This is a genomic window from Bacillus thuringiensis (genome assembly GCF_001595725.1).
Lineage (GTDB): Bacteria > Bacillota > Bacilli > Bacillales > Bacillaceae_G > Bacillus_A > Bacillus_A thuringiensis_K.
Genome location: NZ_CP014282.1, coordinates 901485 through 914993, shown reverse-complemented (window position 1 = coordinate 914993; position 13509 = coordinate 901485). Strand labels below are relative to the sequence as shown.

The following is a 13509-nucleotide window of genomic DNA, read 5'->3' as shown; positions in this document are numbered from 1 at the left end:
TAAGCACTATTCCTCAACATGTAATACTTCTAAAACCTCCTTAAACAACACCGATCCCCTACCAACAACCAACTCCAAAGGAACCTCTTTAACTAACCCACCTCTCTCCACCATAACAACCTCATTCTCATAATCAACCCAAATCTGAACGTCCTGCACATAATAACTCCTAATAGAAGACGCCTCATCTAAATTACGATGATCCAGCTCAACCTTAACCTGCTTCGTAAAACGGCGCAAAGTTTTCCAAAGAGTTCGTTCTTCTTTTGATTTCATAAAGAGTTCTGGGAGTTCTTGTACTTCTTTTAATAACGACATAGTTGTTATTGTGTATGCTTGAATGCCATATCCTACTGGGCGGATGAGATGGTCTAGTTTTTTCCATGGTTCTAGTTCGAAATGTATATACTCATTGTTTTGTTGCATTTGAATGTGTTTGATTTTGGCTACGTATTGGATTCCGCCTTTTTCTCCGTGCCATTTTTTCGGTGCATATAATGCTATGTATTTCGCTTCTTGCCATCCTGGTTTTAGTTGTGTGACTAGTAGCTGATATACGCCATTCTTTCTATATGTTTCATAGTCATTTTCAGTTTTCACGCTGCCTACTAATACTTTTTCTTCTAGTGAGGAGTGCCATTCTTCTTTTGTTCCTCTTGGAAGGATACCTTCTCTTATAATTTCTTCTGGGCTTTTTTCAATGAGATGATCTAGAAATTGTTCGACTAGTCTTGTTGCGTTTGGTAAGAATGGGAAGCCACCGATATTTACTTTTTCTATACTTTTATAAAATGGATGGTTCTCGTACACTTCCTCTTGGTTCCACGGGAATAATACGTATGCTCCGTAAGCTGTTCGTTCAAATGGCCCTTCTTGCTCTACTACTAATGCATCTCTGTAGCGGTGCATTGTATTAATGTCTTCTTCCATTGGGCCAGGGGCGCCATACTTCCTTTTATAATGAGAGCTTTCAGCAAAATCAATTCGATATTTCGCATCAAAAATGTATTGATATTGATAGTTCTTTCCTTTTTTCTCAATAGCAAGCATCGTATCTGGCTTTTGTGTAACTGTTGGCAGTCCACTGTTTCGTTTCTGGAAGTAAAGTTCGATTACCTCCTCTGTTTCTGGATGTTTGAACGTTCTTTTCGCAGTTTTACTTTCGTCTAGCGTTACGTATAAACCATCTTGTTTAACTTGAATAACATCTTGATGGAGCGGTATATATTTTTTCGATAAAATTTGTCCAAGCTTTAAATACGTCCAATACTCGTATAGCCTTGCGACATCTTTTACTGACATTTTGAAAATTTGTCCTCTTAATGTTAAACCTCGCGATAGCATTAAGAAAATTTGATATGCATCCCTATAACCTGCAGCCATTTGGATGACGAGTGAAAAAACGGAGCGATCCAATTTTCCGATCCCTCTCCAAAATGGATCGTTCAATTCATTTTTCATTCGATACTTCATATTTTTTACACGCTCTAGCAAATCTTCATCAGTTACACCACGTGTATATCTAGACTTTGGCTCTAGCGCCTTAAGTAAATCATCTATTTTATGTACGACTCTTTGAATCATCCATTTAACAAATCGATTTTCCAGCGTATCATAAGAAACTTCCTTATAAGCTGTAATCCCTTTAGTCGGTATACTTTTTTCTCCTTGGAGCAAGTGTGATCGCTTTCGCAAATAGTTCATTCCGACAGAATCCAGTTTACGAATTTTTTCTCCTCTTACAAGTTGATGTCTAGTCATAAGCGTATGATGCGGTTGTCTTTTTATATGAGAGATTGACTTCATAAATCGCTCAAAGGAATCATTTAAAATACGATAAAATTCACTCTTCGATGGATTTGTAGCGTAAATTGCAGATGCTCCTAAGTAAGTTCTCTTTAGTAAATGAAATGCTAAATTATAAATTTCATCATTTACTTCATCTAATAAGGCTCTGTAATCATCCTTATAATCAAGCTTTGCCGGGAAAACTTCAAATGTAACAGTTAATAAAGTGTCTTGTGCGTCTTTAATTTCAAATGTTGTATTTCCTACTTCATTTGGAAACGAAAGATTCCCCATTAACACATGAAGTGACCCCATTTGAATAGAGCTAACTTGTTTTCGAAACCCCGGATGTTCATGATAAAAAGAGAGCTGTTGGTTCTTTTTCGGAACAACAACAAGCTGATAACTTCTATTTTCAAAAAAGATTGGCGGGTGTTCGTTCCATTCGTCTAGCCTCTGCAATCTCGCATCAAATACAGAAACGGATTCTGTCTTCCCATCTACATGAAAATACATCATTTCATCCGCGTTCATAGCGTGATATTCTTTTAAACTCTCATATTTTTCATGATAAGGATTTCCTTTAATCGTCAATGATAGCTCCTCTGTTTCAATCTTAACTAGCTCTATCTCACTATCAGATCCAGAAAGAGGTGAAACCATCATACTCCAACCTCCTTAACATATGAGACAGCTTGTTAGCGGAACGAGGATACTTAGCATATGAAGCATCACTATTGCCACTATCATATTCTTCATTTGCACATAATACATACAATTGCTTTAATACCTCTTCCGTTCTTCCATCACTTCCTGCAAGACGCGGTAAAATCTTTTGATATATTTGATAATCAAGCGCCTCATCGAACGATAATAACTTCCCTTGTTCGTTATATGCCATATAGAAGCAAATTTCATCTCGTATACGATACCCAACTTGAGCTCCAACTGATTCAAGTATTTTATTTATTTCTATTAAAAGGTTCGATATATTTCTCACAAGATCTTCGTTTTCTTTAAAACATTCCTTCAGATGAAGATACTCAGTTTCTAAAGAGCGATTTGAAGCAATTTCAGCTTCCTTCTCTTCTACATCCATTAAAAAATTAAAATAATCTAAGTTAACGGTATTAAATTCAATTGTATTCGCACGATCTAATACTTTCTTACTTAACGGATGTGTCGTTTCATCCATATTTACCGTTCCGATAATGTATACATTTGATAGAATCGTAATATGCTTATTCGCAATTGACTCAGGAAGAACAGGTGATGTAACAATTTTTCCATCTTTCCATTTACGACTCTCGATTACACTTAAAAAGTCACTAAAGTAGTATTCTACTCGAGCTAAATTCATCTCGTCTAACACTACAAAATACGGCCTATTTGGATTTGCATCTGCATTTTCAAGAACTTTAATTAACGGCCTTTCTTGAAACTCCCCTTGAAGGTTCACATAGCCAAGCAAATCAGAACTATCACTCCAATCAGGTCTAACCGGAATAAGTGTAAATTGTCCATTCTCTTCCGTAGCCCCTAAACTCTCCGCAAACCACTGAACAATTTTCGTTTTCCCTGTACCTGAAATACCCGATAAAATTACAAATGGCTTCGTCTTTAATGAAAGGAAAAAGTTAATAAGATCCTTTCTCTCATAAAAGAAACCTTTACTTTGAATATAAGAAGACACGTGATCGATAATTGATTGCTGATCTAAATACACTTCTTTCCTCTCATAAATCATTTCATATTTCGTTCCTTTCTCTTTATAAGCTATGAATCCCTCATAATAACGAAACATTTCTTCTAGGTCCTCTACTAACTCTTTTTCGCTTGGCATTTTATTAGCATCATACACAATATAAGCCGCTGTTGAATTTGCATATCCTTTTGCTTTTTGGCTTGTACCTAGGAAAATTTCATCATCTTTTTGCACTTTGTCGGACATATGTATTTGTTCACGAATCTCTTCTTTAATTTTTTGCATCTCTTCTTTAGTCGTTTCTGTTACACCTTGTCCAATGGTCAAATACAATCGTTGCATATCTTCACTAAATAAATAGACGATATAATACCCTCTCTGTGTCGATGTTGTAATACTTCTATGCATTAGCGCAATCCATGGAACTGTCGCCCAATTCCCTTTTCCGACTGACCCTATCACACTGTACTGCTTCTCATTTATAAATGGTAAACGAATGATCTCTGTTGCTATATCATTTCGGACTGTTAATCCTAATTTATGTCCTGCAAATTTTTCTGTTTTTGCATCCAAATATTCTTTCAGTATCTTTAAAAAGCCTTCACGTAAACTACTACTCATATTACCGCCCTTTTCTTCACTCTTTTTTATGTATTGTTCGGCTGGAATCCATTCAGCATTAATTATTTCCAATTTCTCAGACCACATTAAGAGGTTATGCGTACGCTCTTTCGCTAATGATTCTAGCATTAAATTATCCCCTCTAGAGTTCCGAACAATCGTCATCGCTAAATGTACTAAAGCTGCTTTCTTGTCCCTTCTCTGATATGCTCTTAAAAGATTAAGCACAAACATAACAATGTGAACGTATTCCTGCTTTAAAACTAACTTTCGAATAACATCATTCTTATTTTCCGCCTCAATATATTCATTTAATAAAGATGTATTAATATTATGATTATCCTTTAAAAATCCCAGTAATCTTAAATCTTGTCTTCCTTTAGATTTAACTCTATACAAATTACCATTGGTTTGATCACTTAAATTTTTCGGATCGTATGTATTGTTTATTACCTCTTCCAAAAATCCAACAACTTTATGATACTGCTCACATGGCAAATTATCAGTTTGGAACTCTTTAAATGTAATAGCCCCTGATTCCGTTACATTCACAAATGGAAGCTGTGCAAAGAAAACTATCAAGAAATCATTACATTCACTTGCTTGTCCGAAATCCTCACTCTTTACCGTACGCATATCGATAAATTTTTTCCAAGCGTTCTTAAGAAGTTCAGAACTCACGTTAAAATAAGATCGTGCTTCTTCTTCCTTTGCATATTGTCCACTTGAAGTTTTAGTTTGAACATCTAATCCTTTATCATCCTTGTTTATAATCCAATAAGTTTTATCACCATTTATATCTTCAACCTGCTTCGTTAATTTAGCCAATTCAATTATGAGTTTCTCTAACATTTTCATCCCCACCGTTACCATTAATTACAATTACTACCATTTTACCAAACTATGTATAAAAGAAAAATCATACAATATGATGTATGATTTTCTACTCTATTATTTAAAATACTTCTGATAATCCTCTTCATTTTTAAATTCAATCGGCCCTACATCCATTCGAAACTTCCCGTTTTCGTACAACAGTGGTGAAGCCTCTGAATGGTCTTTTGAGTAGCTTTCTACATGTGAAATTTTTATCTCATTTGAATTGGTGAAATCAATATGAGCAATACACACCCAATAAGCATGGTCATTTATTTCTAATAACGGTGCTGTTACAACGCTTCCCATATGATTATCGACAACAGCCTTAGCCCTCATAGAATAAAAACTACCTACCCCATTGCCGACAGCACTATACGCAGCAAATAAAACATATTTTAAAGCTTCTGGTCGGTAAATACGAATTGTTTCTTTTCCTGGCTCTTGCGAATCGCCATCCAACACAATATACGGCGACACTTTAGACGAACCTAGATTTTTATAATAAACCTTTCCTATTTCTCCATTCGTTGTTACGTAAAAACAGTATAAGTCTAAATCTTTATTTGTTTCCCATTCTAAAGTAGCTGTTACCATTTTAGATTTTTGTATATTGATAGATTGTTTTTTCTTCAATTCAACCTTCACTGCATTAATAGTTTTTTGTATTGGAGGCGGCGTAGGGACTATTTTCTTCTCTACAGAGGGCGCAGTTTGTTTTTCATCCTCTGCGATTTCTATTCCAAAATTTGTACACAATGCAGCTAATCCACCAAAATAGCCAGCTCCAATCGGATTGAACTTCCATCCTCCTCCATGTCGATATAGCTCTCCAACAATAATGGCACTTTCATCTGTAAATGGATACGTGATAGGAAAATGAATAATTTCTAATCCTGATTGTGCGTTGTTTATTTTCAATTGAATGTGGGAAACATCTCGTAGCGCCTGTTTCTTCTCTTCAGCATTATGAATTGTAATCGAAAATACAACCTTTTGTACCTCATCTTTTATATGAGTAAAATCTATCGAAAATCTTTGTTTACTTCCATTTGCGATATTTTGATTTAATTGAACAGATCGACAACTAGAATAAGGTTGTCCATAAAAAACAAAATCCTCTTCTTTAGTAATTTTCCCATTAAAACCTACTAAAAAAGCTGATGCATCTACATCTATATTCATTGGGGCATTCCAAGTTAAATCTACCAGTAATCCTTTCATCTCTGGATGATTCTTTGTAACATCTATCTTTTGTCCCCTTACTAAAGTATGTATCACCATAATTCCCCCGTCCTACACCTTTAATGTTTTTTCATTCAGTTCAATTATACTCCTCTTTAGATTTCCCTTTCCATCTTAAACTATGAAACCATGATAATTGATTATTATCATAAAAGGAAAATTCTATATAAAAACTTATTGAACTAAATACTCTCTATTTAAAATTCTAAATAAACATACTAAGAATGATATCAATATTTCATGAGTTGTGGTTGCTAAAATTACTTATCAACTTTAGCTCCACCAACCATTCCCCCATACCAACCATATCTCTCCTCCAAAAACCCCCTCGTCTCCCCACTACCCTGATAATAAGAATTCCACCCTCTCTCCCGCAAAATCCCCTTCCAACTATCACTCTCCACCATCCTCTTAATAACACCATCCCAATAAGCAACCTCTTCCTCCGTCATATCTTTCGGACCCATAATACCTTTCCAGTGCTGGAAGATGACGTTGATTCCTTGTTCTTTCCACGTTGGGATTTCTGGTAGTCGGTCTAGCCGTTTTGGTGCGGATACGGCTAGTATTTTTATTTTGCTGGCTTTGTATTGTTTTTCGGCTTCGGATAGGGTCATGGTTGCGGCGCCTATTTGTTTGTTCGTTAGGGCGTTTATGATTTTTTCTTTGTTTTCGTAGACGAAGAATTGTAGTTCGGCTGGGTTTATGCCGAAGGCTTTGCTTACTTGTACGAAGGATAGGTGATCGTCGTTTCCTAGGCCGGGGGCAACGCCGATTTTGAAGTTTTTCTTGTCTTGTTTTAGTTGTTCCATTAGTTGATTTGCGTTTTCTATGTTTGATTCTTTTGATACGACAACAACTTCCCAGTCCGATGCGAGTGTCGCGAGCGGCGTGAAGTCTTTATATGTTAGTTTACTGTGGCCTAGTAGGTTGTTCGTTATGAGTAAGCTCGAGTTAATCGCCAGTACGTGACCGCCTTTTTGTTTCGTATATTTCCATCCGACGTCACCGCTGCCACCTACTTTGTTTGTGACAGTGATTGGTTTTGTGAAGATTTTTTCTTCTGTCAGCGTTTTTTGCATTGCTCGTGCCGTTAAATCCCATCCTGCTCCTTGAACGTTTGGCGCAACGATTTCTACTTTGTCTATGTTCACTTTATTCGTATGGGATTTTTCCGAGGAACAACCAGCTATTACTCCTATCATGATCCATATACATAGTAATAATCGTTTTTTCATAGCCCTCGTCCTATGCGATATTTTCGTTCTGGTCGTCCGATAATGCCGTATGTGTACTCTACTGTGCATTCGTTTGTCGCTACTAAGTATTCTAAATATCTTCTTGCGGTTGTTCTGGAGGCCCCCATTTGTTCTCCCATTTCTTCTATTGTAATGCCCTCTTCGAATCCTTTTATAATCCCTTTCACTTTTTGCAGTGTTAACGGATCAACACCTGTCGGTAAGTTTTTTATGTCTTGTGTTTGCGAAGTCCCGAAGAAGTTATCGATGAGTGCTTGATTTACTTCATTGTTACTATGTAATAATTGCTTCTTTCTTTTATAGTCTTCAATGGTGCGAACAAATTTTTCTAACGTGACCGGTTTTATAAGGTAGTTGCTTACGCCGTTTCGAATTGCTTTTTCTAGCATGTAGTTTTCATTCGCCGCCGTTACCATAATGACGTCAACATTTGGAAATTTAGCATGGATTTTCGGCAATAAGTCTGTTCCGATTCCATCTGGTAAGTAATTATCTAATAGAAGCAAATCGATTTCTTCCTTTTGTAGTAGTTCTATCGTTTCTTTTGCGTTCAATGCTTTTCCGACCACTTTTACATCCTTTATTTTCAATAAAAACTCCTCTTGAATTTGCGCGACGCGGAAATCATCTTCTGCAATTGCAACCTTCAACATATGCCCATCTCCCTGTTTGTCATGTACTTTCTCTCAATATTTTCGGAAGGTAAATTGTAAAAATAGCTCCCCCATTTTTCTCGTTTTGAATTTCAATTGTTCCCCCTAGCAGATCTACCATTTCTTTCACGTTTGCTAGTCCGTAACCACGATCATTTCCTTTCGTTGAAAATCCTTTTTGAAAAATGGTCGTAATTTTTTCTACCGGTATCCCTGCTCCACTATCTATCACTTCAAACACAATGTCGTGCCCAATATCCGTAACGAAGAAGGAAACTCTCTTTTCCTCTCGTTCACTCACCGCATCAAACGCATTGTCGATTATGTTTCCAAGGATCGTAATAAGGTGTGAAACTTTTATATGGTCTGGTAACGGATGAAGCGCACTATCTCCTTCAATATGAAAATCAATTTTCTTCTCAGATGCTGTTCCGATTTTCCCTAATAAAATAGCTTGTACTTTCGCATCATGAATTTGATGAAATAAAATATGGTTTTGACTTTGATGAATATTAGATTCTTGCTGGATAAATTCAATCGCCTCTTTGTAATGTCCTAACTGAAGTAATCCTGATAAAACGAAAAGCTTATTTGTAAATTCATGTGTTTGAGCGCGTAAGTCCTCAGAATACTTTCTTACCTCAGATATTGTGTTCACAAGGTTTTGCAGTTCTGTTTTATCTCTAAAACTACATACAACTCCTACCGTACTGTTATTTTCAAGTATCGGTGTCATGTTTAAAATAAACACTTTATCTTGAAACGCGATTTCTTGATCGTTTTCTAGCACTCTTTCCATATTAAATTCCGGTAAAACTTTTGAAATGTGTTGCTGCATATAATCACCATTTACATGTAACATTTCTTCTGCCGACGTGTTCATCATCGTAATAAAACCGTTTTGATCGATGGCGATAATCCCCTCTTTTATAGATAGTAGTATCGCGCTTCGTTCTCGGTATAGCGCTGCGATTTCATTCGGCTCTAAACCGAGTGTATCTTTACGAATGCTGCGTGCTAAAAGAATGCCGCCAACAATTCCCGCTACTAATACAGCTAAGGAAAAGAGTATAATTTCTTTCGTTCTGCTCAGTATGTTAGATTCAATACCTTTTATTAAAAACTCTACTGTTACAACGCCTACGACTTGATCGTAGTCTCCGTTATGAACAATAATGGGCGCCTTCGCCATTAAAGCTGGACCACTTTCCCCATTTCCTTCAAGCGTATAATAGCCACCAAAAGTGAGTGCTTCATAGTTATATGGATTGTTACTCTTTGTGCCAATTAACTCCGAATTAGAATGGGAATACGTCACCCCAAAGCGATCTTCTATAATGACAGTATCTGCACCAGCTTGCTCACGAACTTGTTCCGCAATGGATTGAATCGTACTTTTATGCTCGTTATTCTGAAAAGCATCTTTTATAGCTGGCATAAAAGAAAGCGACTTCGCTGTTTGCAGTGCTAGCTGCTCCACTTGGCGCTTCGTATCAACGGACTGAATGTAAACAAATATTCCTGCTAATAGGAGAACAACAAATAAAATTAACGTAATAATTAAGCTTACTATTTTCGTTTGCAATGACACTTTGCGTGATTTCTTCATACTTCATATCCTTTGATAAAATATTCTAAACTATCAATCTCCTTTTTCTATTATTATGACAAAACGAATAAGGAAGCAACTATTAAAACTCTCCATGTACATAAAGTACAAAAAGAATAAAATTGTCATAATATTGAGTTTTTATTCTACAGACAGTACAATTCAACTATAATGAACACGCTTTCATAATTATTATTTTATTACTAAGCAAGAGGAGGAATGATTATGGCTCAAGCAAACTCAAAACGAGTGGCCGGCAATATTTTCAAAGGTTCAGTCGGCAATTTAATTGAATGGTACGACTGGTACGTTTACTCTGCTTTCGCCGTTTATTTTTCAGCAGAGTTCTTTCCTAAAGGAGATCCAACGAGTCAGTTACTAAACACAGCAGCTATTTTCGCAGTTGGGTTTTTAATGCGCCCTATCGGAAGTTTATTAATGGGACGCTATGCAGATCGGCACGGACGCCGGGCAGCATTAACGCTTTCGATTACAGTTATGGCCGGTGGTTCTTTAATTATCGCCTGTACACCTAGTTACGAAAGCATCGGTATTATGGCACCAATTATTTTAGTTCTTGCCCGTTTACTACAAGGATTATCACTCGGCGGAGAGTACGGAACTTCCGCAACGTATTTATCTGAAATGGCTAGTAGTGGTCGCCGCGGCTTTTATTCAAGTTTCCAATATGTAACGCTCGTTGCCGGACAAATGGTTGCGTTAGGCGTTCAAATTATTCTTCAGCAATTACTAAGCGAACCAGATATGAAAGCTTGGGGATGGCGTATTCCATTCATTATTGGAGCGATGGGTGCAGTAGCTGTATTATGGCTTCGCCGCACGATGGATGAATCAGAGCAATTCGCAAACATAAAATCACAAAAACGCGAAAGCGCAGGAACTGTTCGCGCTCTTATGAAGCACCCGAAAGCAGTATTAACAGTAGTCGGCCTAACATTAGGAGGCACTGTCGCATTCTATACGTACACAACATATTTACAAAAGTTCATGGTAAACACAGTCGGTCTTCCGAAAGAAGTTGTAAGCTGGATTAACTTTGTCGCACTACTTATTTTCGTCGTACTTCAACCAATTGCAGGACTACTATCCGATAAAATTGGACGCCGCCCACTATTAATGGCATTCGGTATTCTCGGAACATTACTAACAGCACCGATCTTCTTCTTCATGGAAAAAACGACAGAACCAATCGTAGCATTTTTACTCATGATGGTCGGTCTCATTATCGTTACTGGTTACACATCGATTAACGCAATTGTAAAAGCAGAACTCTTCCCAACTGAAATTCGCGCACTTGGCGTAGGTTTACCATATGCACTAACAGTTGCGATATTTGGTGGAACAGCCGAGTTCATCGCTTTATGGCTAAAGAGCATCGGAATGGAATCACTATTCTACTTCTACGTAGCTGGATGTATCGCAATCAGCTTTATTACGTATTGGCGTATGGATGAGTCATCGAAAACTTCGCAGATTGAGGCGGAGCTTGGTGGTGGGGATACACTAGCTAATAATAAGTCTAGTTAAAATTATGTATTCTATCTATGTTCTTCGTTTACCTGAACTCGATTTGCTTTATCTAAGAAAGCATAATTCATTAAGATATAATTTAAAAACCTCTACTTATATGTAGAGGTTTTTGTATGACGAAAAAACACGTATTATCGACAATTGCAAAAAGCCGGAGATTTTGCCGATGTAGAATCCATTGGTACTCACACCATGCGAAAAACCTTCGGCTATTGGTTCTATAAACAAACAAAAGATGTTGCTATGTTACAAGAAATTCTTAACCATAGCACACCACACATCCCCCTCCTGAAATATATTGGAATTAATAAAGAAGAAAAAGATAATATTCTTGATACATTTCAAATTTAATTCACTTAAAATTACTATTTCAATCATTATAAAAAAGACCTTTTATTTTAAAATAAAAGGTCTTTTTTATAAACATATATGTATTAAGATTTATATTTTTTTACTGTACAAGGAATAGTTACAATGTACAAATCAATAGCATAGATTGTAACCCAGATACCTTTACCTTCAGCTTCTAACTTTTTATCTAGTTGAGACAAATGCTCTGAAACTTTTCTTTTTCCCCATCTTCTAGGAAACCATTGAAAAACCTTAGGAACATTATATTTTTTATTATACCAAGTATTCAATCTCCAAAAAATGAAAAAAAACAAAACAATAATTATGATACGAAAAATATCAGAATATGAAATTCCTAAAACCATATTATATTTTCTCCATTTTCACTAAAACTCAGATAATTTACTTCTTAATTCTAATTCATCCTCTGTTTCGAAACCCTTAAATAATAAATGAATTATTTGATTATGATTAAAAAACACATTATATTCTTTTGATAAATTACCATGAGGATATGGACAAGAAACATAATCGCATAATTTATTATCCGCTTGTTGTTGCTTTCTTCCATAAATCATAAGAGGTTGATTAATTTCTTCTATAAGAGCTACAGAACCAATTGGTAATAATTAGCCTCCAATTGGAAAATAAGAGACGAACAAAGACAATCTACTCAGCTCTCCTAAGGTTTTAATAGTTTAATATTTGATTTTCAAGTTGCCTTCACAAATTCCTGTTAACACTGATAATAAGAAAAACAGGCCGTAAAACGGGCGATTAATTTGATCATATAGGTCATACGCTTCGCCAAGTAGAACATCCGAATCATGTGGTTGTTCACCCTGTAACAATTACTAACAGCGCGTAGAAAACATTTGGATAAATAAGAGGCAAATAAATGATTAAAAAGTTGTAACCCCTACTATAAGAAATACTATTATTACTAAAGGAAGAATGATAATCATAAAGGATATTATTATTGTTAATAATGCTTTCCATGCTGAAAATTGGTGTGCTTCTCCTAAACATTTTAAGGAAATAATGATTGTCCAAATTCCAATAACTATATCAATTATGGCAAAAATAAGAAACAAAATCGTTAAAGTTATGCTACTCTCCATTTTCGGTGTCTCACTCGTAAAGTTTTCTATCCCAAACAAGAAAAATGAAGGCACCCAAACTAATATAAGAGAATAAACGTAAGGGATATAAGAATAGGCAACTGAGTAACGTGTTTTCTCAAAGGTACCTTGTCCACCAAGTTTTTTTGCCACCCAATTAAATAACGCTGGTAGCAAAAAATAATAAATTAAGAAGGCAACGAAGGTACCGAATATAACCATTGAGATTAATGAAACTGGACTACTTATTGAATCCGCCATATTTTTAGAAGATGCTCGATCTAAAGTCTGTACGAATGAGCCTAATAAAATGAGTAAAAACACATTCTTAGGTTTGGATATAAAAATTTCTTTCATTGTATCACGTGGTTTTGTCCAAATGGAGAACCAAGGATTAAGTGCACGTTTAAATTGATTTTCTGGAGTTTCCATATAAAAAACATTCCCCTTTCTTAAAACATATTAAATATAATTTCCTAATCATTCCAGTTATGTACATATAAATATTAAAGCATAAATAGTCGATTATTTAAATGTAAATATTCAATCATTTAATTTCATCTGAAACTTAGGGGGAGTGCTTCTTAACAACTCCCTCCATATTGCGCTGCATTTTTAACTATGGGCTAAGTAGTTACTTTCAATTTTGAGTACCTCACATTCTTTAATACATTGGATAAACAGTTATAATCTTATCATTAATAAGAACAAACCTAATTTCCATTCCTTC

General features: G+C 35.8%; 10 protein-coding genes and 1 pseudogene. 2 read left to right on the top strand and 9 right to left on the bottom strand.

Annotation, left to right across the window (positions count from 1 at the left end; all coding sequences use genetic code 11):
- Nucleotides 1-6 precede the first annotated feature (6 nt).
- From AXW78_RS04620 to AXW78_RS04595, 6 genes are all read right to left on the bottom strand, one after another.
- Nucleotides 7-2451: a restriction endonuclease-like protein gene (locus AXW78_RS04620; protein ID WP_061884833.1), complete on the bottom strand. Its 2445-nt coding sequence runs from the start codon at nucleotides 2449-2451 to the stop codon at nucleotides 7-9.
- Nucleotides 2426-4966: an MrcB family domain-containing protein gene (locus AXW78_RS04615; RefSeq protein WP_061883834.1), complete on the bottom strand. Its 2541-nt coding sequence runs from the start codon at nucleotides 4964-4966 to the stop codon at nucleotides 2426-2428. The genes AXW78_RS04620 and AXW78_RS04615 overlap by 26 nt, the downstream gene beginning before the upstream one ends.
- 99 nt (nucleotides 4967-5065) lie before the next feature.
- Nucleotides 5066-6271: a TerD family protein gene (locus AXW78_RS04610; RefSeq protein WP_061883833.1), complete on the bottom strand. Its 1206-nt coding sequence runs from the start codon at nucleotides 6269-6271 to the stop codon at nucleotides 5066-5068.
- Nucleotides 6272-6495: 224 nt separating this feature from the next.
- The gene (locus AXW78_RS04605) at nucleotides 6496-7473 is read right to left on the bottom strand and encodes a tripartite tricarboxylate transporter substrate binding protein (protein ID WP_061883832.1); all 978 of its coding nucleotides are present in this window, start codon (nucleotides 7471-7473) and stop codon (nucleotides 6496-6498) included.
- The gene (locus tag AXW78_RS04600; protein ID WP_061883831.1) at nucleotides 7470-8147 is read right to left on the bottom strand and encodes a response regulator; all 678 of its coding nucleotides are present in this window, start codon (nucleotides 8145-8147) and stop codon (nucleotides 7470-7472) included. Before AXW78_RS04600 ends, AXW78_RS04605 begins: the two co-directional genes overlap by 4 nt.
- Nucleotides 8148-8166: 19 nt before the next feature.
- Nucleotides 8167-9756: an ATP-binding protein gene (locus AXW78_RS04595; RefSeq protein ID WP_061883830.1), complete on the bottom strand. Its 1590-nt coding sequence runs from the start codon at nucleotides 9754-9756 to the stop codon at nucleotides 8167-8169.
- 225 nt (nucleotides 9757-9981) lie between these two features.
- Between AXW78_RS04595 and AXW78_RS04590 the strand changes: the two genes are divergently transcribed.
- On the top strand, nucleotides 9982-11304 hold the full coding sequence (locus AXW78_RS04590) for an MFS transporter (protein ID WP_061883829.1): 1323 nt from the start codon (nucleotides 9982-9984) through the stop codon (nucleotides 11302-11304).
- Between the two features lie 135 nt (nucleotides 11305-11439).
- A pseudogene (locus AXW78_RS04585) lies at nucleotides 11440-11658 on the top strand (tyrosine-type recombinase/integrase); the annotation flags it as partial.
- A gap of 83 nt (nucleotides 11659-11741) precedes the next feature.
- Here the strand turns inward: AXW78_RS04585 and AXW78_RS04580 are convergent.
- From AXW78_RS04580 to AXW78_RS04570, 3 genes are all read right to left on the bottom strand, one after another.
- Nucleotides 11742-12023: a hypothetical protein gene (locus AXW78_RS04580; protein WP_046945335.1), complete on the bottom strand. Its 282-nt coding sequence runs from the start codon at nucleotides 12021-12023 to the stop codon at nucleotides 11742-11744.
- 21 nt (nucleotides 12024-12044) lie between these two features.
- Nucleotides 12045-12236 carry a DUF4176 domain-containing protein gene (locus AXW78_RS04575; RefSeq protein WP_000639126.1) on the bottom strand — a complete coding sequence of 64 codons (192 nt, stop codon included), beginning with the start codon at nucleotides 12234-12236 and terminating at the stop codon, nucleotides 12045-12047.
- 324 nt (nucleotides 12237-12560) lie between these two features.
- Complete coding sequence (locus tag AXW78_RS04570; protein WP_000449722.1) at nucleotides 12561-13211, bottom strand: Yip1 family protein; 651 nt, start codon at nucleotides 13209-13211, stop codon at nucleotides 12561-12563.
- Nucleotides 13212-13509 lie beyond the last annotated feature (298 nt).